The sequence below is a fragment of the Streptomyces sp. NPDC051041 genome, assembly GCF_044456065.1.
Taxonomy (GTDB): domain Bacteria; phylum Actinomycetota; class Actinomycetes; order Streptomycetales; family Streptomycetaceae; genus Streptomyces; species Streptomyces glaucus.
Genome location: NZ_JBITFM010000020.1, coordinates 16,025 through 38,262 on the forward strand (window position 1 = coordinate 16,025; position 22,238 = coordinate 38,262).

At 72.6% G+C, this 22,238-nt stretch carries 16 protein-coding genes; 7 read left to right on the plus strand and 9 right to left on the minus strand.

Annotated elements, in window-relative coordinates; all coding sequences use genetic code 11:
* Window positions 1-325 precede the first annotated feature (325 nt).
* The 4 genes from ACIBAI_RS24925 (at window position 326) to ACIBAI_RS24940 (ending at window position 5,293) form a co-directional block, all read left to right on the plus strand.
* Entirely contained in the window at window positions 326-3,640 is a 3,315-nt protein-coding gene (locus tag ACIBAI_RS24925; protein ID WP_399037540.1) for a nitrate- and nitrite sensing domain-containing protein, read from the plus strand.
* A gap of 10 nt (window positions 3,641-3,650) precedes the next feature.
* Complete coding sequence (locus ACIBAI_RS24930) at window positions 3,651-4,064, plus strand: roadblock/LC7 domain-containing protein (RefSeq protein ID WP_004983065.1); 414 nt, start codon at window positions 3,651-3,653, stop codon at window positions 4,062-4,064.
* Window positions 4,065-4,158: 94 nt separating this feature from the next.
* Complete coding sequence (locus tag ACIBAI_RS24935) at window positions 4,159-4,731, plus strand: DUF742 domain-containing protein (protein ID WP_399037541.1); 573 nt, start codon at window positions 4,159-4,161, stop codon at window positions 4,729-4,731.
* The gene (locus tag ACIBAI_RS24940) at window positions 4,712-5,293 is read left to right on the plus strand and encodes an ATP/GTP-binding protein (protein WP_114255509.1); all 582 of its coding nucleotides are present in this window, start codon (window positions 4,712-4,714) and stop codon (window positions 5,291-5,293) included. The genes ACIBAI_RS24935 and ACIBAI_RS24940 overlap by 20 nt, the downstream gene beginning before the upstream one ends.
* 169 nt (window positions 5,294-5,462) lie before the next feature.
* Here ACIBAI_RS24940 and ACIBAI_RS24945 read toward each other — a convergent pair whose 3' ends face one another.
* Window positions 5,463-5,657: an acyl-CoA carboxylase epsilon subunit gene (locus ACIBAI_RS24945; RefSeq protein WP_399037544.1), complete on the minus strand. Its 195-nt coding sequence runs from the start codon at window positions 5,655-5,657 to the stop codon at window positions 5,463-5,465.
* Window positions 5,658-5,714: 57 nt separating this feature from the next.
* Complete coding sequence (locus ACIBAI_RS24950) at window positions 5,715-7,298, minus strand: acyl-CoA carboxylase subunit beta (RefSeq protein WP_399037546.1); 1,584 nt, start codon at window positions 7,296-7,298, stop codon at window positions 5,715-5,717.
* Window positions 7,299-7,779: 481 nt separating this feature from the next.
* Here ACIBAI_RS24950 and ACIBAI_RS24955 point away from each other — a divergent pair, with 481 nt between their 5' ends.
* Together ACIBAI_RS24955 and ACIBAI_RS24960 are read left to right on the plus strand one after the other, a co-directional pair.
* The gene (locus tag ACIBAI_RS24955) at window positions 7,780-8,382 is read left to right on the plus strand and encodes a YceI family protein (RefSeq protein ID WP_399037547.1); all 603 of its coding nucleotides are present in this window, start codon (window positions 7,780-7,782) and stop codon (window positions 8,380-8,382) included.
* 188 nt (window positions 8,383-8,570) lie between these two features.
* A complete protein-coding gene (locus tag ACIBAI_RS24960; protein WP_399037549.1) occupies window positions 8,571-9,413 on the plus strand; it encodes a GNAT family N-acetyltransferase in 843 nt (280 codons plus the stop codon).
* A 148-nt stretch (window positions 9,414-9,561) separates the two neighbouring features.
* Here ACIBAI_RS24960 and ACIBAI_RS24965 read toward each other — a convergent pair whose 3' ends face one another.
* Together ACIBAI_RS24965 and ACIBAI_RS24970 are read right to left on the minus strand one after the other, a co-directional pair.
* Entirely contained in the window at window positions 9,562-10,926 is a 1,365-nt protein-coding gene (locus ACIBAI_RS24965; RefSeq protein WP_399037550.1) for a hypothetical protein, read from the minus strand.
* 89 nt (window positions 10,927-11,015) lie between these two features.
* On the minus strand, window positions 11,016-14,033 hold the full coding sequence (locus tag ACIBAI_RS24970) for a glycoside hydrolase family 3 N-terminal domain-containing protein (RefSeq protein ID WP_399037552.1): 3,018 nt from the start codon (window positions 14,031-14,033) through the stop codon (window positions 11,016-11,018).
* A 241-nt stretch (window positions 14,034-14,274) separates the two neighbouring features.
* On the opposite strand from ACIBAI_RS24970, the gene ACIBAI_RS24975 reads away from it, so the two are divergent.
* On the plus strand, window positions 14,275-16,143 hold the full coding sequence (locus tag ACIBAI_RS24975; RefSeq protein ID WP_399037554.1) for a lectin: 1,869 nt from the start codon (window positions 14,275-14,277) through the stop codon (window positions 16,141-16,143).
* A 16-nt stretch (window positions 16,144-16,159) separates the two neighbouring features.
* Here ACIBAI_RS24975 and cimA read toward each other — a convergent pair whose 3' ends face one another.
* The 5 genes from cimA to ureA form a co-directional block, all read right to left on the minus strand.
* Window positions 16,160-17,764, minus strand: a complete 1,605-nt coding sequence (cimA, locus tag ACIBAI_RS24980) for a citramalate synthase (protein WP_399037555.1) — start codon at window positions 17,762-17,764, stop codon at window positions 16,160-16,162.
* Between the two features lie 301 nt (window positions 17,765-18,065).
* On the minus strand, window positions 18,066-18,665 hold the full coding sequence (locus ACIBAI_RS24985; RefSeq protein ID WP_399037557.1) for a TetR/AcrR family transcriptional regulator: 600 nt from the start codon (window positions 18,663-18,665) through the stop codon (window positions 18,066-18,068).
* An 8-nt stretch (window positions 18,666-18,673) separates the two neighbouring features.
* On the minus strand, window positions 18,674-19,711 hold the full coding sequence (locus ACIBAI_RS24990; protein WP_399037558.1) for an agmatine/peptidylarginine deiminase: 1,038 nt from the start codon (window positions 19,709-19,711) through the stop codon (window positions 18,674-18,676).
* Window positions 19,712-19,730: 19 nt separating this feature from the next.
* Entirely contained in the window at window positions 19,731-21,401 is a 1,671-nt protein-coding gene (locus tag ACIBAI_RS24995; protein ID WP_399037560.1) for an urease subunit alpha, read from the minus strand.
* A gap of 1 nt (window position 21,402) precedes the next feature.
* The gene (gene ureA, locus ACIBAI_RS25000; RefSeq protein WP_399037562.1) at window positions 21,403-22,077 is read right to left on the minus strand and encodes an urease subunit gamma; all 675 of its coding nucleotides are present in this window, start codon (window positions 22,075-22,077) and stop codon (window positions 21,403-21,405) included.
* Between the last annotated feature and the right edge of the window lie 161 nt (window positions 22,078-22,238).

The following is a 22,238-nucleotide window of genomic DNA, read 5'->3' on the forward strand; positions in this document are numbered from 1 at the left end:
TTGACACGGTCGGCTCCGGTGTTCATAACGTTTCGGCAGAGAATCGGCCGACGCGGCCACGCGTCGCGATCATCCGATGCCGCTGCGCGCACAAAAGCCCCGCCTTTTGACGGAGCTCGCTCTTTATGACCGTTTTATCTAGGGCTCACGTCACTTGCCATCCCCGCGTTCCCATGTTTGGAAGAGCGCAGGCCGTCGTGCTGGAATGCCTGAACTGCCCCATAGTCAAAGACGTACTCAGCAGTACTGCGTACTCGATGGCGTACCGGGCTCTGAGACACTGCGGCACAACGTAGGTGCCGACCGCCGAGAGGTTGTTGGTCGAGTGAGGCGAAGCAAGAACAGTCCCGAGCCGTCGGCCCGGGGCAACTTCACCCCGCCGCCGCGCACAGCGGCGCCCGCCCCCGTGCCCGGTCCGGAGCCGACGGTCGCGCCCGCCCGCAGCGGCGGCCGTCTCTCCCCGCGCAACTGGCGGGTGACCACCCGGCTCAACGCGATCCTGCTCATACCCGTGCTGGTCGGTCTCGTCATGGGCGGCTTCCAGGTGAAGAGCTCGATCGACACCTGGCAGGAGGCCGAGGACGCGGAGAGCACCGCCCACCTGGTGCGGGCCTCGCTGGCCTACGCCAACGCCCTCTACAACGAGCGCGACGTCACCGCCGCCCCCCTGCTGCGGGGCGCGGGCCAGGACGACGAGACCGTCGCCGAGGCCCGCAAGGCCACCGACCAGGCCGCCGACGCCTTCGACACGGCGGCGCAGGGCATGCCGGCGAAGGCCGGTCTGGAGCGCCGCCTGAAGCAGTTCCGCGAGCAGGAGCCCAAGCTCCAGACGCTGCGCGCCGGCGCCTACACCAACAAGCTGACCGGCGTGAAGACCGAGGAGGGCTACGTCCAGGTCGCCCACCCCCTGATGGAGTTCGCCAACGAGCTCGGTCTGGGCACCGGCAACATCACCAGCTACGGCCGGACCGTCTACGCCATCTCCCTGACCAAGTCGGCGCTGTCGCTGCAGCGTTCCATCGGCATGCACATGCTGGTCAAGCCGGGTCCCGACCCCGCCCACCTCGCCAGCCAGCGCGTCGCCCTGTCCTCCTACGCCTACCTGGAGGGCATCGCCCGCGAGGAGTACCTCGGCGGCGGCACCGAGGAGGACGCGGCCAAGCTGGAGCAGGCCGAGAAGCAGATCAAGGCCGACGGCGCGGAGATGGCCAAGAAGGCCAGGTCCGAGAACCCGGACTACGTGGCGCCGCCCGCCAACCCGACCACGATGGTCTCCGAGCTGGCCCAGCTGCCCACCACGGACCGCAGCGCCCGCGCCGCGCTGGCCCGGCAGGGCATCACCCCGGAGAACTGGTGGGCGGTCAACACCCTCAAGTTCGACGCGTACCGCGAGATCGAGTCGGACATGACCGGCGCGGCGGTGGACGAGGCCGCCCGGATCGCCGACGACGCCCAGCGCGACGCCCTCGTCACCGGCGCGGCCGTCGTGATCGCCCTGCTCGCCGCGTTCATCCTGGCCGGCATGGTGGCCCGCCAGATGAGCCGCTCGATGCGCCAGCTGCGCAACGCCGCCTTCGGCATCGCCGAGCAGCGCCTGCCGATGCTGGTCGACCAGCTCTCCCGCACCGACCCCGGCCGGGTCGACACCCGGGTCGCGCCGATCCCGATCAGCACCACCGACGAGATCGGCGAGGTCGCCCGCGCCTTCGACCAGGTCCACCGCGAGGCCGTCCGGCTCGCCGCCGAGCAGGCGCTGCTGCGGGGCAACATCAACGCGATCTTCACCAACCTCTCGCGCCGCAACCAGTCCCTGATCGAGGGCCAGCTGACCCTCATCACCGACCTGGAGAACAACGAGGCCGACCCGGACCAGCTGGAGAACCTCTTCAAGCTGGACCACCTGGCGACCCGTATGCGCCGCAACGGCGAGAACCTGCTGGTCCTCGCCGGCGAGGAGCCCGGCCGCCGCTGGGACCAGCCGGTGCCGCTGATCGACGTGCTGCGCGCCGCCTCCTCCGAGGTGGAGCAGTACGAGCGCATCGAGCTGCAGGGCGTCCCGGAGGCCGAGATCCACGGCCGGGCCGTGACCGACCTCGTGCACCTGCTGGCCGAGCTGCTGGAGAACGCCACCACGTTCTCCTCCCCGCAGACCAAGGTCCGCGTCACCGCGACCCGGCTGCCCGACGGCCGCGTGATGATCGAGATCCACGACAAGGGCATCGGCCTGACCGCCGAGGACTTCGCGGACATCAACCACAGGCTGGCCAACCCACCGACCGTGGACGCCGCGATCTCGCAGCGCATGGGCCTGTTCGTGGTCGGCCGGCTGGCCGACCGGCACGGCATCCGCGTCCAGCTGCGCCCCTCGGGCGAGCAGGCCGGCACCACCTCGCTGGTCATGCTGCCGGACGCGATCACGCACGGCGGTGGCGGCGAACAGCTCCAGGAGCGCGACGAGTTCACCGTCTCGCAGATCATCCCGGAGCAGAACTTCCCGGGCGAGAACTTCAACCAGCAGCAGCCCCTGCGCACGGCCGCGGAGCTCGGCTTCGACGACAGCCGCTACGCCGACGTCCCCGACGACATACGCGAGCTGGACCCGGTCGGCCGCTCCCTGATGCGCGAGGAGCGCCGTGCGGCCCTGGAGGCCCAGGCGCAGGGCCAGCAGGCGGCCCAGGCGTCGCAGGACGTCCAGGAGGCCGCGGAGGCGTCCGCGTTCACCGACCAGTTCACCGACCAGTTCACCGGCCAGTTCGCCGCGCAGCACGGGGCCCAGGGCTACGACACCGGCCAGACCCCCTACCCGGAGCAGCCCGCCGCGTACGACCCGCAGACGGCGTACGAGCAGCAGCAGGCGTACGAGGAGCAGCAGCCGTCGTACGGGAACCAGCAGCAGGCCGCGTACGACGAGCAGTACTACGCGCCGAACGGCGCACCGCCGCAGGGCGAGGGCTTCCCGGCCAGCGGCGGCTACCCCGAGCCCTCCTACGCGGAGCCGGCCCAGGAGCAGCACCCGGCGGCGGGCACGGCCGGGCAGGGGACGTTCCCCGCCTTCGAGCAGCGGCGGCACCAGGACGACTGGCCGCAGCAGGGCGGCTACCGGAACGGCTACGCGTCCCAGTACGCTTCGGATGCCCCCGAAGCGGAATCCGCGCAGGCCGCTGACGTGGGCGAGGCGGACCGCGTAGGCTTCGACCGTCCGGGACCGGCCCCCTCCGCCGGCCACGAGCTGACCGACGCCGGGCTCCCCCGCCGCGGTTCCCCCGCGGGCGGCGCGCACGGCACGGACGGCGCGCGGCACGCGCACCAGGAGCCGCCGGCCTCCGCGCCGGAGAGCAACAGCGACAGCAGCTGGCGCTCGGCGAACGACGAGCGCTGGCAGCAGGCCGCGCAGCTCCGGAAACCCAAGGCGGGCGGGGTGACCTCCTCCGGCCTGCCGCTGCGGGTGCCCAAGGCCAACCTGATCGAGGGTTCCGCCGAGAGCACCCCTCAGGGGGGCCCACAGGTCTCCCGCGCCCCGGAGGACGTCCGGGGCAGGCTGAGCAACCTGCGGCGCGGCGTCCAGCGAGGCCGCAACGCAGGCAGTGAAACGAACGGCCAGGGCTTCGGTCCTGACAGCACCTACGACCAGGAGCGTTAGTGTGAGCCCGATGAGCCAGGCGGCACAGAACCTGAACTGGTTGATCACCAACTTCGTGGACAACACCCCGGGGGTGTCCCACACGGTGGTGGTCTCCGCCGACGGACTCCTTCTGGCGATGTCCGAAGGCTTCCCCCGCGACCGCGCCGACCAGCTCGCGGCCGTCGCCTCCGGTCTGACGTCTCTGACGGCAGGCGCCTCCCGGATCTTCGAGGGCGGCAGCGTGAACCAGACGGTTGTGGAGATGGAGCGAGGATTCCTCTTCATCATGTCCATCTCCGACGGTTCGTCGCTCGCGGTTCTCGCACACCCGGAGGCGGACATCGGCCTCATCGGGTACGAGATGGCCCTTCTGGTCGACCGCGCCGGTACGGTCCTGACACCGGACCTTCGCGCGGAACTCCAAGGGAGCCTTCTCAACTGACGGGCGAACGGTGCGTATCGGCGTCCCGGGGCCGTAAGGTCTTGGGACGCGGCCTCACAGTGATGGGTGCCAGGCACAGTCGGAGGAGGAGAAAGTGGCAACACCCCCAGGCGGTTCGCCTTCGGGCAACTGGTCGTACGGCCCTGCCCAGGGCCAGAACGACGGTTCCCAGAACCGGTACGACTTCCCCTCCGCACCGAACCACCGGCAGCCGTACGCGCCGCAGGACCCCGGTCCTCTGCCGTACGACCAGCCGCAGGCGCCGCACATCCAGCCCGTGCAGCCTCAGCGCCGTACCCCCGAGCCGGCGCCCGCAGGGGCGTCGAACAACCCCCTGGTGCGCCCGTACGCCATGACGGGCGGTCGTACCAGGCCGCGGTACCAGCTCGCCATCGAGGCGCTGGTGCACACCACCGCGCAGCCGCACCAGATGCAGGGCCAGCTGCCCGAGCATCAGCGGATCTGCAACCTCTGCCGAGAGATCAAGTCGGTCGCCGAAATCTCGGCGCTCCTGACCATTCCCCTCGGCGTGGCCAGGATCCTCGTCGCCGATTTGGCGGAGGCGGGACTGGTCGCCATTCATCAGCCCGGCGGCGACGAGAACGCCGGCGGCCAGCCAGACGTGACACTGCTCGAAAGGGTGCTCAGTGGACTTCGCAAGCTCTAGCGGCGGTCCTTCCCGCTCCACCACCTCCGCGAAGATCGTGGTGGCGGGCGGCTTCGGCGTGGGCAAGACCACGTTCGTCGGCGCCGTCTCGGAGATCAACCCGCTGCGCACGGAGGCCGTCATGACGTCTGCTTCGGCGGGCATCGACGACCTCACCCACACCGGGGACAAGACCACCACCACGGTGGCCATGGACTTCGGCCGCATCACCCTCGACCAGGACCTGATCCTGTACCTGTTCGGCACACCGGGCCAGGACCGCTTCTGGTTCATGTGGGACGACCTGGTGCGCGGCGCCATCGGCGCGGTGGTCCTGGTCGACACCCGCCGGCTCGCCGACTGCTTCCCCGCCGTCGACTACTTCGAGAACAGCGGCCTGCCCTTCGTCATCGCCCTCAACGGCTTCGACGGCCAGCAGCCCTACACCCCGGACGAGGTGCGCGAAGCCCTCCAGATCGGCCCCGACACCCCGATCATCACCACCGACGCCCGCCACCGCGCGGACGCCAAGTCGACCCTGATCACGCTCGTGGAGCACGCCCTGATGGCACGCCTGCGCTAGCGCGGCCGGTCGGAACGAACAGCAGGGGGCGCCCTCTCCGGTCTGGAGAGGGCGCCCCCTTTCGCGCCTCCTCACGCCCGCGCGCGGCCCCTGCACGCCCCGGCCTGCCGCCGGGCACGGGAAAGGGGCCCACCCCGTCCGGGATGGGCCCCTGGGAAGCTCCCTCGGCTCAGCGCCAGCTGTGCGGGGCGCGGAAGCCGCCCTCGCGTTCCAGGCGGCGCCAGCCGGCGCGCCGGTGGCCGCGGTGGGCCGGGGCCGTGGCGGCCGGGCGGGCGGCCGCGCGGGCCAGGAGGAGCGCCGTGAGGGCGGCGACCTCCTCGGGCTCGGCGTGGCCCTTCTCGACGCGGATGTCAGGAGTGTCCATGGGTGTCAGTCTCCGTGGCTGAGGGGTCCGCGGGGTTGCCGCGAGGGATCCGCCGGATCACTGGGGCGGGTTGCCGTGCTTGCGGGAGGGCAGGTCGGCGTGCTTGGTCTGCAGCATCGCCAGGGACTTGATCAGTACCTCGCGGGTCTCCGCCGGGTCGATGACGTCGTCGACCAGGCCGCGTTCGGCCGCGTAGTACGGGTGCATCAGCTCGGCCTTGTACTCCTTGACCATCTTCTGCCGCATCGCCTCGGGGTCCTCGGCCTCGGCGATCTGGCGGCGGAAGATGACGTTGGCCGCGCCCTCGGCGCCCATCACCGCGATCTCGTTGGTCGGCCACGCGTAGGTCAGGTCGGCGCCGATGGACTGGCTGTCCATGACGATGTACGCGCCGCCGTACGCCTTGCGCAGGATCAGCGAGATCCTCGGCACGGTCGCGTTGCAGTACGCGTACAGCAGCTTCGCGCCGTGCCGGATGATCCCGCCGTGTTCCTGGTCGACGCCCGGGAGGAAGCCCGGGACGTCGAGGAACGTGACGATCGGGATGTTGAAGGCGTCGCACATCTGGACGAAGCGCGCGGCCTTCTCCGACGCCTCGATGTCCAGCACGCCCGCCAGCACCTGCGGCTGGTTGGCGATGATGCCGACCACCTGGCCGTCGAGACGGGCCAGCGCGCAGATGATGTTGCGCGCCCAGCGCTCGTGGACCTCCAGGTACTCGCCGTCGTCGACGATCTCCTCGATGACCTTGGTCATGTCGTACGGCCGGTTGCCGTCCGCCGGCACCAGGTCCAGCAGGACGTCCGAGCGGCGGCCGGCCGGGTCGGCGCACTCCACCCGCGGCGGGTTCTCCCGGTTGTTCTGCGGCAGCAGCGACAGCAGGTAGCGCACCTCCGCCAGGCACGTCTCCTCGTCGTCGTAGGCGAAGTGGCACACGCCGGAGGTCTCGGCGTGCACGTCGGCGCCGCCCAGGCCGTTCTGGGTGATCTCCTCGCCGGTGACCGCCTTGACGACGTCCGGGCCGGTGATGAACATCTGCGAGGTCTCGCGGACCATGAACACGAAGTCGGTCAGGGCGGGGCTGTAGGCCGCGCCGCCCGCGCACGGGCCCAGCATCACCGAGATCTGCGGGATGACGCCGGAGGCCTTGGTGTTGCGCTGGAAGATGCCGCCGTAGCCCGCGAGGGCGGAGACGCCCTCCTGGATGCGGGCGCCGGCGCCGTCGTTCAGCGACACCAGCGGGGCTCCGGCCGCGATGGCCATGTCCATGATCTTGTGGATCTTGGCGGCGTGGGCCTCGCCCAGCGCGCCGCCGAAGATCCGGAAGTCGTGGGCGTAGACGAAGACCGTCCGGCCCTCCACCGTGCCCCAGCCGGTGATCACACCGTCGGTGTACGGCTTCCTGGCCTCCAGGCCGAAGCCCGTGGCCCGGTGCCGGCGCAGCTGCTCGACCTCCCGGAAGGAACCGGGGTCCAGCAGCAGCTCGATACGCTCCCGCGCGGTCAGCTTGCCCTTGGCGTGCTGCGCCTCGGTCGCCCTCTCGCTGGGACCCGCGAGTGCCTGGGCACGAATCTCGTGCAGTTCGGCCACCCGCCCGCGCGCGTCCGTCGGCTCACCCGGCGCCTCATCCAAAACGGTCATGTAGCGACCTTACGAAGTCACGCGCGGAAAGCGAGCCGTCGACTCCGTACAGTCTCCGGCGCGTTTTCCTGGTACCCCTGAACATAACCACAACGACATGCAGTCGTTTCGACTGATCGGAGGTATGCGGCTTGTAGGGGCCGGACAAAGCCGTGCTACGAGAGCCGCCTCACAACGGCGGCCGGTGCGTTCCGCCCCCGGAGTGACGCGGATCCCGGGCCGGCGCCCCGTCGCGGGGATCCCGGCCGAGCCGTTCCCGTCCGGCCGCGCGCACCGGACGGCCCCGGACGCCCCTTCGGCGGTTCGCCCGCCCGGAGCGGTCCGCCCCCGCAGAGCGTAGCCGTACGGCCCCGGCGGCGGACCGGCGGGCCGCGCCGCACCACGCCCCGGCCAAAGAGGTTGAACATTGAACGGAATAGGGCTACAGTCGAGCCCGTTGGACTGATTGAACGTTCAACTTCTTCGATCAGAGGAGCACGCCATGGGCATCTTCGGCCGCAAGGACACCGCCACCGCCACCGTCCCCGCCCCGGTCGCCCCGGACCTGGCCGCGCTGAGCGGCGACTACACCATCGACCCGGCCCACTCCACGCTGGGCTTCACCGCCCGCCACGCCATGGTCACCAACGTCAAGGGCAAGTTCCTCGACTTCAGCGGCGAGCTGCACCTCGACGGCAGCGACCCGTCCCGGTCCACGGCCTCCCTCGACATCGCGATGGACAGCATCGACACGGGGTCCGCCGACCGCGACGGCCACCTCAGGAGCGCAGACTTCTTCCGGACGGACGAGTTCCCGACCATGACCTTCCGCTCCACCGCGGCACAGGCCCTGGGCGGCGACGACTACCGCATCACCGGCGACCTGACCATCCTCGGCACCACCCGGCCGGTCACCATCGACCTGGAGTTCAACGGCGCCGCCAAGGACCCCTTCGGCAACGAGCGCGTCGGCTTCGAGGGCAAGGCGGAGATCCTGCGCTCGGACTGGGGCCTGACCTGGAACGCGGCCCTGGAGACCGGCGGCGTCCTGGTGTCCGACAGGATCAGGCTGACCTTCGACGTCTCGGCGGTCAGGAAGGCCTGACGGCCCCGCCCCGACGCCGCCCCACGAGCGCGCCCGCCTTCCGGCTCCCCCCGTCCGGGAAGGCGGGCGCTCGGCGTGTCCCGCCGTGGACACCACGTCCCGCACGGCTCCCGCGGAAGGCGTCCGCCCCCTCCGGACCCGCGTAATGCCGTGGCTGCGGTTCCCCTGCCTCTGGTTGGATGCCCGGCGTGACGCCTGTGGACCTTGACGATCGCCGTGAGCTGCTGGACCGACTTGAGCGGTACTACGACACGGTCCCCCGCTCCGGTGCCCGGGCCGAGGACTTCGGGCCGCTGACCCTGTTCGTACGGGAGGGGGAGGGCTGGCCCCTCTACGCCCGTCCGACCCCGGGACGGTCCGGCGCCGTGCGTGCGGACGACGTGGACCGGGTCCGTTCCCGGCAGCGCGAACTGGGCGTTCCGGAGAGCTTCGAGTGGGTGGCCGAGACCGCGCCCGCCCTGCGGGCCGCGGCCGAGCAGGCCGGGCTCACCGTGCACGAGCACCCCTTGATGGTGCTCGGACCGGACACCCCGACTCCCGCCGTGCCCGAGGCGGCCGGGGGCGCGGTGGTGCGCATCGTGGCGCCGGACGATCCCGTGCTGCCGAGCGCGCTGACCGTCCCCCACCTGGCTTTCGCCGAGCCGGGCACCGGGATCGGCGCCGCCGGACCCGCGGAACTGGACCAGGCGGTGCGCGACCGTGCCGGTGACGGATCGGTGGAACAGGTGACGGCGCGCATGGCGGCCGGCCTGACGCGGGTCGCCGCCGCGGTGGCCGACGGCACGGCGCTGTGCGCCGGCCAGCACCAGCCGGTCGGCGCGGTCAGCGAGATCGTCGGTGTGGGAACCCTGCCGGCCGCGCGCCGTCGCGGTCTGGCGCGGGCGGTGACCGCCGCGCTGGTGGCCGACGCGCGGTCACGGGGGGTCGAGACGGTTTTCCTGTCCGCGGGCGACGACGACGTCGCCCGGGTCTACGCCCGGCTCGGCTTCCGCTCCGTGGCCACGGCGCTGATCGCCGAGCCCTCCGGGTAACGGCTGACGCCGTCCCCGTCCGCCCGCCGAGGGCGGGGGAGGAACCGGGCCCCGGCGGGCGGACGCGCACCAGGCGGTCCTGCCGGGGTCCCCGCCCGCGGCCCTCCCCGGCCGTGTCGCCCCGCCGGGGAGGGCCGCGGGAGCGGAGTCAGAACCCGCCGCCGAAGTCGCCCCCGCCTCCGCCCCCGCCGAAGTCACCGCCGCCGCCGAAGTCACCGCCGCCGAAGCCGCCCGTGAAGTCGTCGGTGTTGAAGTCGGCACCGGAGACGTCGCCGCCCTCGGAGCCGCCGAAGTCGCCGTAACCGGCGCCGTAGTCGGCCGCGTAGGCGGGGGTGGCCATCATGCTGCCGAGCATCGTGCCGACGAGCAGGCCGGGCAGGAGGCCGCCGCCGAAGTAGCCGCCGGCCCAGGGGCCGTAGGCGGGTCCGGCCTCCCAGTACGGACGGCGGCCGTACTCGGTGTCCACCTCGCGGACCGCCGGGTCGCGGCCCTCGGCCAGCCGGGTCCGGTCGGCGGCGCAGACCGGGACCTCCCGCGCCGCGCCGCCCGGCGGCGTCCACAGGGCGTCGGCGACCGACGGACCGTGGCGCGGGTCGAAGAAGCAGGGCGGGCGGCGTTCGGGCAGCGGCCCGCCGGCGCGGCGGGCGGCGAGCCGGGCGAGCGCGAAGCGGCCGTCCTCCACGGTCTCGGTGACGGCCCGGACGTCCTCCGGTTTCGCCGTCGCCGCCATCAGCTCCTTGGCCTGCTCGTAGGCGTCCAGGGCCCGTTCGTAGTCGGCGCGCATCGCGTCGTCGGCGCCCGGTTCCGCCGGGTGGAAGTCCAGGCGGTCCAGTTCCTCGCCGAAGGCGGTGATGTCCTCGTCGACCACCACCCGCAGCTTCTCCAGGGCGGCCCGCTGCTCCTGCTCGTGCCGGCGCCGGTTGCGCCGCACCAGGGCGTACGCGCCGGCGCCGCCCGCCGCCAGGACCGCGCCGGTGGTGATCAGCGCGGTGGTCGACACGTCGCCGCCCGCGCCGTCGCTCCAGCCGTTCGGCGCGGAGCCGCCCACGCTGCGCAGCGCGTCGTCGACGAAGTCGTTCAGCTGGGCCTTGGGGTCGCCCGCGCCCTGGACGGCCGTGACCAGGTTGTCCACGCCCTGGCGGCTGAGCACGCTGCTGTCGGCGCGGGCGTCGAACTCGTCGCCCAGGCGGACGCCGTACAGGCCGGTGACGCCGGTTTCGGTGCGCAGGTTCTGGAAGAGGTTCTGCGTGGGGTAGTCGGCCGGCAGGACGGCCACGAAGACGGGTTTGTCCGCGTCCCTGATCTTGTCGGAGAGCGCGTCGGCGTCGGCCTCCGACAGGATGTCGGTCGCGGCCGGGTCGACGTAGACGGGATCCTCGCGCAGTTCCTGAGCGATCACGGAGAGGTCGGTGGCCGCGTGTGCTCCCGGCACACCGGCCGTCAGCGCCGCCAGGACGGCGGCGACCGGCACGATCAGCAGGCGTACCCAGGTACGCGTCCATGCGACCTTCATACGTTCGAAGCTACCTGAACCGGAACAGAAACGGACATCGGCCCCGGCAGGGACTTTCCCGGCCGGGGCCGACGTCCGTACCGGGCGGCTCAGGCGGCCCGGTAGGCCTGCGTCAGCTTCTGCACCGCCGCGCCGTAGCGGCCGGTCAGCAGCAGGCGGTCCGCGTCGGCGAAGGGCTTGGCCACCGCCTCGGTGATCCGGTCCGCCGCCTTGTGCTGGACGATCAGCCGCGCCTTGGTGACCAGGGCCCGGCCGGTCTCCTCCGCGCCCGCCCGTTCGGCGGCCGACGCCGCGACGCCGAGCGCCTTCAGGGTCGCCGCGCCGCCCCGCGGGACCTTCGTCAAGGTGGTCAGGCCCCAGCCGTAGGGGAACTGCGGGTCGTAGGAGGAGTCGCCCACGTTGATCGGCAGCTGCGCCTCCGACTTCGGCCAGGTCACCGGGAGCTGCCCGGTGAACGGCCGCCGCCCGTAGAGCACGTCGGCGACGCCGTCGCCCTCGGTGCCCGGCAGCCAGGACGCCACCAGCGCGTCGATCGCGCCGAGCCGGTCGCCGATCAGCTGCGGGCGTCCGGAGACGACCAGCACCGCGCACGTCATCGCGGCGCACACCTTGTCCACGGCCGCCCGGTCGGCGGCGGACAGCTCCAGGTCGTGGCCGTTGCCGACGTCGCCGGCGCCCTCGGCGTACGGGGTCTCGCCGACGACGACCACGCCGACGTCGTGGCCCCGGGTCGGGGCCGAGGCGTCCTCGGAGTACGTCAGGTCCGGGGAGTGCTCGCGCATCGCCTCCAGGACGGTCGTGCCCGGGGTGACGTCGCCGGACGAGCCCTGCCAGGTGATGGTCCAGCCGCCGCTCTGGTTGCCGATGTCGTCGGCGTTGGACCCGGCGACGTACACCTTCTGGTGCTTCTTCAGCGGCAGCGCCCCGCCGGCGTTCTTCAGCAGCACCTGCGACTCGGCCGCCGCCTCGCGGGCCACCGCCCGGTGCGCGGCGGAGCCGATCCTCGCGGCGCCGGCGGTGTCGGCGTACGGCCGCTCGAAGAGGCCCAGTCTGAACTTCTGGGTGAGGATGCGGGAGACGGCGTCGTCGATCCGCCGCTCGTCGATCCGGCCCGCCCGCACCTCGTCGACGAGCGTGGTGCGGAAGTCCCGGTAGGCGTACGGGACCATGATCATGTCGAGGCCCGCGTTGACGGAGGTGCGGACGTCGGAGGCGTAGTCGCCGGGGAGCTGGTCGATGGCCTGCCAGTCGCTGATGACGAAGCCGTCGAAGCCCATGCGGTCCTTGAGCACGCCGTCGAGCATGTCGGCGCGGGCGTGCATCTTCACCGGGCCCCGGCCGTCGCCGATCAGGTCGAGGGAGGAGAAGGAGGGCATGACCGTGCCGACGCCGCGGTCGACCGCCGTCCGGTACGGGGCCAGGTGCACGGCCTCCAGCTCCTGCCGGGTGACCCTGGTGACGCCCTGGTCGATGGTGTAGGTGCCGGTGGTGGAGGAGCCGTACGCGGTGCCGCCGTCGCCGACGAAGTGCTTGGCGGTGGCGAGGACCTTGTCGGCGCGGTCCAGGTCCCGTCCGTCGGCCCGGCCCTGGAGGCCCTGGACGACGGTCGCCATGGCGTCGACGAGGGCCGGGTCCTCGCCGAACGACTCGTAGGTGCGGCCCCAGCGGTCGTCGCGGGCCACGCACAGGCAGGGCGCGAAGTCCCAGGGGATGCCGGTGGCGCGGACCTCGGCGGCGGTCACCGCCGCCGTCTCCTGCGCGAGCCGGGGATCGCGGGTGGCTCCGAGGCCGATGTTGTGCGGCATGATCGTCGCGCCGGCCACGTTGTTGTGGCCGTGCACCGCGTCCACGCCGTAGATCAGCGGGATCTGCAGGCGGGTCGCCCGGGTCCGGAGCTGGAAGGAGTCGATCATCCTCGCCCACGCCTCGGGCGTGTTGGGCGTCGGGGCGGAGCCGCCGCCGGACAGCAGCGAGCCGAGGTCGTAGGCCGCGATGTCACCGGGGGCGGTGAGCGCGCCCCGCTCGGCCTGGGTCATCTGGCCGGCCTTCTCCTCCAGGGACATCCGGGCCAGGAGGTCGGCGACACGCCGCTTCACGGGGAGCCTGCCGTCCAGGTACGGCAGGCCGTGCGCGTCGACGACCACCTGGGGGGTCTCGGCCGGTGCCCTGGCGCCGGTGACCGTGAGCCTCAGCGGGATCGTCTCGGCCGTCTCGGCGGAGCGGTCCTTCAGGGTGGGGACGCGCAGGGTGCGGCTGGTGCCGGAGGCGGTGCCCGCGGGGAAGGCGACCTCGCCGCGGACCGGGGTGTAGTCCCGGCCCGCGTCGGCGGTGCCGCCCGCGGTCTCGTAGGCGACGGTGACCGGGTCGGCGAGGGGGGCGGAGCCGGTGGTGCCGACGGTGACCTCGACGGACGCCGTGCCGCCCTCGTCGACCGGGTACACGGCGGAGCCGGTGGTGACGAAGGCCCGCAGGGACGGGTCGGCGCGGCCGTACAGCTCCACGCCGTCCATGGCGAAGGCGCCCTCGGCGCCGGCCGGCAGCGTGACCGCGTAGCCCCACATCGCGGTCAGGCCGAGGACGTGGTCGATGCCGCCGACGGGCTGGTGGTCCGTGCGGTAGGCGAAGTCGGTGAAGGGGAGCTCGATCCGCTTCCAGCCGGTGAAGTCGTCGGTGAAGGAGGTGGTCCACAGCTCGGACGACCCGCCGTCGGCGCCGCCGTCCTTGATCTCGAAGGCGATCTTCCTGCCGTTGTTCTCGCCGTGCCACCAGAAGCGGACGCCCCGGTGGGCGGACCAGTCGCGGGGCGGCTCGGCGGAGGCGAACTCGTGGCTGAAGCCGCCGTAGCCGCTGATGTCGTAGGTGCCGGAGAGGACCTTGTCCCCCTCCGGGGCGTCGTCGCGGGCGGCCAGCGCGAGAGCGGGCGGGTCGTCGGTGTCGGAGCCCCAGGTGAACAGGCCCTCGGCGGGCGGGCCGGCGAAGGGCACCTCGCCCTCGAAGCGGTCGACCGGGACGGGGGCGGGGTCGTCGGCCACGGCCGCGCGGGCCGAGGCCAGCGGGAGCAGTCCGGCGAGGAGGGTGGCGCAGGCGAGCAGGGCGGTTCTTCGCATGGAACGTCCTTCGCTGACTCTCGTAATTCGCTCACGACTTAGCTCACGGCGTGAGTCAACTGGGCCTCCGGTGTGTCGTCAAGAGTCCGCATCAGGACCGGTGCGGCAGCAACAACCGTTCGGACGTGGGGTGTTGCTCGTTCAAGCAATGAACGCGCGGACCCTTGACGGGTGTGCGAAGTCGTCATTTACTCACGGCTCGCACGCCTTCCCCCCACCCCCCTCCGAAGGGCGGCGCTCCATGAGGAGACCCCTGCACGCGGTACGGCTGCTGCTCGCCGGGCTGCTGACCACCGCCGGGCTGAGCGCGCTGGGCACGGCGCCGGCGCACGCGGCCGGCGAACCGGTGACCGCCTGGCTGACCACCACCGACGACGCCGCCGGCCGCCATGTCGTGCGCGGCCTGCAGCGGCAGGCGCCGTTCGCCTTCCAGGCCGGCGCCGCCGGCGGCGGCGAGAACATCACCGTCGACGAGAACACCCGCTACCAGACCTTCACCGGCGGCGGCGCGTCCTTCACGGACACCGCGGCCTGGCTGATGAACAGCAGCGGCGCGCTGTCCCCGGCCACCCGGGACGAGACCATGCGCAAGCTGTTCTCGCCGGCGGACGGCATCGGCCTGTCGTTCCTGCGCAACCCGATGGGCGCCTCCGACCTCGCCCGCTTCGGCTACACGTACGACGACGTGCCGGCCGGGCAGACCGACCCCGACCTGTCGGAGTTCTCCCTCGCGCACGACCTGGCGGACGTGGTGCCGCTGACCCGGCAGGCCCGGCAGCTCAACCCGGCGCTGACCGTGATGGCCTCGCCGTGGACCGCGCCGGCCTGGATGAAGGACAGCGGGCAGCTCAACGGGGGCTGGCTGAAGGCGGAGCACTACGGCACGTACGCCGCGTACTTCGTCAAGTACCTGCAGGGCTACCGGGACCAGGGCATCCCCGTCGCGTACGTCACCGCGCAGAACGAGCCGACGTGCTGCGCGGGCTACCCGTCGATGAGCTGGAACGCCTCCGGGCTCGCCTACTTCACCAAGAACGAGCTGCTGCCCAGACTGCGGGCGGCGGGCCTTTCCACCAAGGTGCTGGCGCACGACTGGAACTGGGACACCTACGACGCCTACGCGGCGCAGACGGTGGACGACGCGGCGATCCGCTCGCACCCGAACTTCGGGGGGATCGCCTGGCACGGCTACGGCGGCGACGTGACCGAGCAGACGGCCGTGCACGACCGGTACCCGCAGCTGGACGCCTTCGGCACCGAGCACTCCGGCGGCACCTGGATCGCCGACCAGCAGCGCGAGGACATGATGAACATCATCGACTACACCCGCAACTGGGCGAAGTCGGTGACGAAGTGGTCCCTCGCGGTGGACCAGGACCGGGGGCCGCACAACGGCGGCTGCGGCACCTGCAGCGGGCTGATCACCGTGCACAACGGGGACGCGCGGCACGGGCAGGTCGACTACACCGTCGAGTACTACACGATGGGCCACCTGACGAAGTTCGTCCGGCCGGGCGCCCAGCGGATCGCGTCCACGGCCTCGGCGACGGTGCCCAACGTGGCCTGGCGCAACCCGGACGGCTCCAAGGCGCTGATCGCGTACAACGGCTCCGCCGCGGCGCGCACGGTGACGATCGGCTGGGGCGACCAGCACGCCACCTACTCGCTGCCGGGCAGGACGTCGGCGACCTTCACCTGGTCGGGCACGCAGTCGGGCGGCGGCGCCCGGTCGGGCTCCTTCGTCGGCCTCGCCGGCAAGTGCCTGGACGTGGCGGGCGGCTCGGCCGCCGACGGCACCCCGGTCCAGCTGTACGACTGCAACGGCTCGGCCGCCCAGCGCTGGACCGTGCAGGCGGACGGCTCGATCCGCGCCCTCGGCAAGTGCCTGGACGTCACCTCCGGGTCGACGGCCGACGGGGCGAAGGTCCAGCTGTACGAATGCAACGGCACGGGCGCGCAGGCCTGGGCGTACGACGCGGCGACGAACGACGTGGTGAACCCGGCCGCGGACAAGTGCCTGGACGTGACGGACAACTCCGCGGCGAACGGCGCCCGCGCGCAGATCTGGAGCTGCACGGGCGCCGCCAACCAGAAGTGGAGGCTGCAGTGAGCCCGACGGGCCCGGCCTACTCGGCCGGCTCCACCCCCGCCCGCAGCAGCCCGTAGGTGTAGGCGTCCTCCAGGGCCTGCCAGGAGGCCGCGATCACGTTGTCCGCGACGCCCACCGTGGACCACTCCCCCGCCCCGTCGGAGGTGGAGATCAGGACGCGGGTCGTGGACTGGGTGCCGTGCTTGCCCTCCAGGATGCGGACCTTGTAGTCGACCAGCTCCAGCTTGGCGAGCTGCGGGTAGATCTTCTCCAGCGCGACGCGCAGGGCGCGGTCCAGGGCGTTGACCGGGCCGTTGCCCTCCGCCGTCGCGACGATGCGCTCGCCCTTGGCCCACAGTTTGACGGTGGCCTCGTTGGCGTGGGTGCCGTCGGGGCGGTCCTCGACGATCGCGCGCCAGGACTCCACCCGGAAGTACGTCAGCGGCCCGCCCGCGACCTCCGCGCGCAGCAGGAGCTCGAAGGAGGCGTCGGCGGCCTCGTAGGTGTAGCCCTTGAGCTCGCGCTCCTTGACCCGCTCCACGACCCGGCCGACCAGCTCGCGGTCGCCGCCGAGGTCGATGCCGAGCTCCTTGCCCTTGAGCTCGACGGAGGCGCGGCCCGCCATGTCGGAGACCAGCATCCGCATGGTGTTGCCGACCAGCTCGGGGTCGATGTGCTGGTACAGGTCCGGGTCGACCTTGATCGCGGAGGCGTGCAGGCCCGCCTTGTGCGCGAAGGCGGAGACGCCGACGTAGGGCTGGTGGGTGGAGGGGGTGAGGTTGACCACCTCGGCGATGGCGTGCGAGATGCGGGTCGTCTCGCGCAGCCGGCCCTCCGGGAGGACCTTCTTGCCGTACTTCAGCTCCAGGGCCGCGACGACCGGGAAGAGGTTGGCGTTGCCGACGCGCTCGCCGTAGCCGTTGGCCGTGCACTGCACATGGGTCGCGCCCGCGTCGACGGCGGCGAGGGTGTTGGCGACCGCGCAGCCGGTGTCGTCCTGGGCGTGGATGCCGAGCCGGGCGCCGGTGTCCGCGAGGACGGTGGCGACGACCGCCTGGATCTGCGCGGGGAGCATGCCGCCGTTGGTGTCGCACAGCACGACCACGTCCGCGCCGGCCTCGGCGGCGGTCCGTACGACGGCCTTGGCGTACTCGGGGTTCGCGCGGTAGCCGTCGAAGAAGTGCTCGCAGTCGACGAACACCCGGCGGCCCTGGGAGCGCAGGTGGGACACCGTGTCGCGGACCATCTCCAGGTTCTCGTCCAAAGTGGTGCGCAGGGCGAGTTCGACGTGCCGGTCGTGCGCCTTGGCGACCAGGGTGATCACCGGGGCGCCCGATTCCAGGAGCGCCTTGACCTGCGGGTCCTCGGCGGCGGTGGTGCCGGCGCGGCGGGTGGAGCCGAAGGCCACGAGCCGGGCGTGCCGGAAGTCGATCTCCTGCCGGGCGCGGGCGAAGAACTCGGTGTCCCGCGGGTTCGCGCCGGGCCAGCCGCCCTCGATGAAGCCCACGCCGAAGTCGTCCAGGTGCCGCGCGATGGCCAGCTTGTCCGCCACGGTGAGGTTGATGCCCTCACGCTGGGCGCCGTCGCGCAGGGTGGTGTCGAAGACGTGGAACGAGTCGTCGAGCTCGCTGGTTTCCGTCATGGTCTGAAGGCTCCTGTACTGGATCTCGGTCTACCGGAATGACCGGTTCCACCGTCCCCCCATCCTCCCGTGCGCTCTCCTCCCGGCTGCAGGTGGGCCAGGAAAACGAAAAACCTCTCGCGGGTGCGAGAGGTCTGCGCGCGGGTCGAGGACGACGGTGGCCGCCCGTACCTGGTCGTACGTGGCGGTCACTGCGGACCGGCGCGCCTGCTGCCAATAATGATGGCGAACGAGAGCACGGTGGCAGTCTGGCACAACCCGCCCCGGTGCTCACCGTGCGTCTCAGTATGCGAACTCCGGGTCAGGTGTCCGCGTACAGGGCGTCCGCCAGGAACTCGCGTACGTGGCCGAGGACGCGCGCCCGGTCCGTGCCGCGCAGGCCGATCGCCACGTGGAGGGAGAAGCCGTCCAGGAGGGCCCGCAGCCGGGCGGCGAAGCGGTCGGGGTCGACGGGGCGGAACTCGCCGCGCGAGACGCCCTCCGCCAGCAGGGCGGCCAGGTCGCGGTGCCAGGCGCCCTCGATGGCGGCCTGCCGGTCGCGGGCGTCGTCGCCGGCGTTCTGCGAACGGTTCCACACCTCCAGCCACAGCGTCCAGTGCGGGTCGCGGTGGCCGTCGGGGACGTACAGGCCGACGTAGGCGTCGAGGCGTTCGCGGGCGGTCCCGGGCCGGGTGAGCAGCCGACCGCGCTCGGCGCCGAGGCGGCCCTCGCTCCACTCCAGGGTCTGCAGCAGCAGTTCGTCCTTGGAGTGGAAGTAGTACAGCAGGTGGCCGCTGCTCATGCCGACCTCGCGGCCGAGCGCCGCCATGGTGAGCCGCTCCAGACCGCGCTCGGCGATCATCTCCATGGCGGCGGCGAGGACGTGCTCGCGCGGCGGCGCGTTGCGGCGCGCACCGGCCATCCGGACTCCTAGATCTTGGGCTGCTGCTGGGTGACGCAGTGGATGCCTCCGCCACCGGCAAAGATCGTACGGGCGTCCACCAGGGTGACCGTCCGGCCGGGGAAGAGGCGGCGGAAGAGGTCCGCCGCGACCTCGTCGCGCGGGTCGTCGAAGCCGCACAGGACGACGCCGCCGTTGCAGAGGTAGTGGTTGACGTACGAGTAGTCGGCCCAGTGGCCGCCGGCCTCCAGGACGGTCGGGGCGGGCACCTCGACGACCTCCAGGCGGCGGCCCCGCGCGTCCGTCTGCGCCCGCAGGATCCCGATGGCCTCCCGGGTCACCTCGTGGTCGGGGTGGGCCGGGTCGGGCTGGTGGTGGGCGACGACGACGCCGGGGCGGGCGAAGGCGGCGACGATGTCGACGTGGCCGAGGGTGCCGTACCCGTGCGGGGGGTAGTCGGCGGTCAGGCCGCGCGGCAGCCAGACGGCCTTGCGGGTGCCGAGGTGGGCGTGGATCTCCGCCTCCACCCGCTCCTTCGTCCAGCCGGGGTTGCGTTCGGGGCCGAGCTGCACGGTCTCGGTCAGCAGGACGGTCCCCTCGCCGTCGACGTGGAACCCGCCGCCCTCGTTGACCAGCGCCGAGGTGTAGGTGCGCGCTCCCGCGAGGTCCGCGACGCACGCGGCGGCCCTCGCGTCGCGCTCCCAGCGGGCCCATCCCTGGGCGCCCCAGCCGTTGAACGTCCAGTCCACGGCGGCCAGTTCCCGCCCGTCGGTGAGGAACGTGGGGCCGATGTCGCGCATCCAGGCGTCGTCCAGCTCCCGTTCGACGGTCTCGACGCCCGCGCCCAGCAGGGCGCGGGCCTGCGCCGACTGCCCGGGGCCGCACACCACCGTGACCGGTTCGAAGCGGCGGACCGCGCGGGCGACGGACGCCCAGGCGCGGCGCGCGGCGGCCAGGTCCTCGCCGTCGCCGAAGGTGGGGTTGGGTCCCGGCCACGCCATCCAGGTGCGCTCGTGCGGGGCCCACTCGGCGGGCATGCGGAAGCCGTCGGCGGCGGGTGTGGTCATGTCGCGGGTCCTTGGCGGGTCAGAGGAAGTACAGGCGGTTGAGGGAGACCGAGTCGGCGGGCCCGGAGCGGACCGGGTCGCCGTCGAGGGTGACCAGGCCGGTGCGCCGGTCGACGTCGACGCTGCCGGTACGGGTGTTCCGGCACAGGTCGGCCGGCCCGATGCCGCGCGTGCCGCGCACCGCGACCCGGCGGCGGCGGGTCGGCAGCCGGTCGCCGCCCCGGTCGAGGGCGGCGCGGGCGACGAAGGCCACCGAGAGGTCGGCCGGGGTGGCCCCGTGCGCGCCGAACTGCGGCCCGAGCACCAGGGGCTGGCAGGTGTCGGTGGCCGCGTTCGGGTCGCCGGTCACGCCGTACGCCGGGAAGCCGGACTTGAGCACGAGCTGCGGCTTGGCGCCGAAGAACTCCGGCCGCCACAGCACGATGTCGGCCAGCTTGCCGACCTCGATGGAGCCGACCTCGTGCGCGAGGCCGTGCGCGAGGGCGGGGTTGATCGTCAGCTTGGCGATGTAGCGCAGGACGCGCTCGTTGTCGTGGTCCTCGGGGGCGCCGAACTCGGCCTTCATCTTCCCGGCCATCGCGAAGGTGCGGCGGACCGTCTCGCCCGCGCGGCCCATGCCCTGCGCGTCGGAGGAGGTGATGCCGATGGCGCCCAGGTCGTGCAGCACGTCCTCGGCGCCCATGGTGCCGGCGCGGATGCGGTCGCGGGCCAGGGCGGCGTCGCCCGGCAGGTGGGGCTTGAGGCCGTGGACGGAGACGATCATGCCGTGGTGCTCGGCGACGGCGTCCCGGCCGAAGGGCAGGGTGGGGTTGGTCGAGGAGCCGATGACGTTCGGCACGCCGGCCATCTTCAGCACGTCGGGCACGTGTCCGCCGCCGCAGCCCTCGATGTGGAAGGCGTGGACGGTGCGGCCCTCCAGCACGCGCAGGGTGTCCTCGACGGACAGGCACTCGTTCAGCCCGTCGCTGTGCAGGGCGACCTGGACGTCGTGCTCCTCGGCCACCCGCAACGCCGTGTCCAGGGCGCGGGCGTGGGCGCCCATGTCCTCGTGCACCTTGAAGCCGGACGCGCCGCCCTCGGCCAGCGCCTCGACCAGCGGAGCCTCGTCCGAGGACGAACCCCGGGCCAGGAAGCCGATGTTGACCGGCCAGGCGTCGAACGCGCCGAAGGCGTGCCGCAGCGCCCAGGGCGAGTTGACGCCGACGCCCCACACCGGCCCGAACTCCTGCCCGATGATCGTGGTCACGCCGGACGCCAGCGAGGCCTCCATGACGCGCGGCGACAGCAGGTGGACGTGCGTGTCGACGGCCCCGGCGGTGGCGATGAGGCCCTCGCCGGACACGATCGAGGTGCCGGTGCCGACCACGACGTCGACCCCGTCGAGGGTGTCGGGGTTCCCGGCCCGCCCGATCGCGTGGATGCGGCCCTCCCGGATGCCGACGGACGCCTTCCGGACGCCCTGCACGGCGTCGATCACGACGACGTTGCTGATCACGACGTCGCAGGTCTCCCGGACGGCCGCCGCCTTCAGGTGCAGCCCGTCGCGCGCGGTCTTGCCGAAGCCGGCCAGGAACTCGTCGCCGTACCGCTGGGAGTCGGACTCGACCCGGATCACCAGCCCGGAGTCGCCGAGCCGGAGGCGGTCGCCGGCCCGCGGGCCGTGCACCGAGGCGTACTCGTACGGGTCCATCTCACGCTCCCAGATATCCGCACGCCGCGGCCCTGCGCAGGGCCTCCTCCCGCGCCCCCGGCGCGTCCAGCGGCCCGTCGACGAGCCCGGCGAACCCGATGGCGACCCGGTCGCCCCCGATCGGCACCAGCCCGACCTCGACGCGCTCGCCCGGCCCGAAGCGCACCGACGATCCGGCGGGCACCGCGAGCCGCGTCCCGTAGGCCGCCCCGCGGTCGAAGTCGAGCCGCGGGTTGGCCTCGAAGAAGTGGAAGTGCGAGGTGACCGAGACCGGCACGGCCGCGGTGTTGGTGACCGTCAGCCGCACCGCCGCCTCCGGTTCGCGGTGCCCGGGTCCCGGCAGCAGGGCGCCCGGCGCCCGGTCCCGCAGTCCGCCGCCGATCGGGTCGGGGACGACCGCGAGCCGCGAGCCGTCGTCGAAGACGGCCTCGACCTGCACCTCGGTGACCACGTCCGCGACACCCGGCAGCACGTCGTCCGGGCCGAGCACCGAGCGGGCGCGCTCGATCGCCTCGGCGAGCCGGGCGCCGTCCCGGGCCGCCTCGCAGACCGTGTCCGCGACGAGCGCGGTCGCCTCCGGCACGTTCAGCCGCAGGCCCCGGGCCCGGCGGGCGCGGGCCAGTTCGGCGGCCCCGAAGAGCAGCAGCCGGTCCCGTTCCGTGGGGGTCAGCCTCATGGCGCGGGCACCTCCTCACCTTCCAGATTTAGATCGCCACTCTAAATGCACGATGCTTGCGGTGGAAGGCCTGCGAGGGATCGATTCGACAGTTGTTTGAGCGGCGCTCGAAAAGCGTCGGAGTCCGGGAAAGCGTCGGGGCCGCCGCGGAGGCGAGTCCG

Bases quoted from the DNA above. Each gene is read 5' to 3' on its own strand.
- ACIBAI_RS24975 (WP_399037554.1), top strand. From the start codon at position 14,275: ATGAGGAGACCCCTGCACGCGGTACGGCTGCTGCTCGCCGGGCTGCTG.
- ACIBAI_RS24945 (WP_399037544.1), bottom strand. From the start codon at position 5,657: ATGGACACTCCTGACATCCGCGTCGAGAAGGGCCACGCCGAGCCCGAG.
- ACIBAI_RS24990 (WP_399037558.1), bottom strand. From the start codon at position 19,711: ATGACCACACCCGCCGCCGACGGCTTCCGCATGCCCGCCGAGTGGGCC.
- ACIBAI_RS24950 (WP_399037546.1), bottom strand. From the start codon at position 7,298: ATGACCGTTTTGGATGAGGCGCCGGGTGAGCCGACGGACGCGCGCGGG.
- ACIBAI_RS24955 (WP_399037547.1), top strand. From the start codon at position 7,780: ATGGGCATCTTCGGCCGCAAGGACACCGCCACCGCCACCGTCCCCGCC.
- ACIBAI_RS24930 (WP_004983065.1), top strand. From the start codon at position 3,651: ATGAGCCAGGCGGCACAGAACCTGAACTGGTTGATCACCAACTTCGTG.
- ACIBAI_RS24970 (WP_399037552.1), bottom strand. From the start codon at position 14,033: ATGCGAAGAACCGCCCTGCTCGCCTGCGCCACCCTCCTCGCCGGACTG.
- ACIBAI_RS24965 (WP_399037550.1), bottom strand. From the start codon at position 10,926: ATGAAGGTCGCATGGACGCGTACCTGGGTACGCCTGCTGATCGTGCCG.
- ureA (WP_399037562.1), bottom strand. From the start codon at position 22,077: ATGAGGCTGACCCCCACGGAACGGGACCGGCTGCTGCTCTTCGGGGCC.
- cimA (WP_399037555.1), bottom strand. From the start codon at position 17,764: ATGACGGAAACCAGCGAGCTCGACGACTCGTTCCACGTCTTCGACACC.
- ACIBAI_RS24995 (WP_399037560.1), bottom strand. From the start codon at position 21,401: ATGGACCCGTACGAGTACGCCTCGGTGCACGGCCCGCGGGCCGGCGAC.
- ACIBAI_RS24985 (WP_399037557.1), bottom strand. From the start codon at position 18,665: ATGGCCGGTGCGCGCCGCAACGCGCCGCCGCGCGAGCACGTCCTCGCC.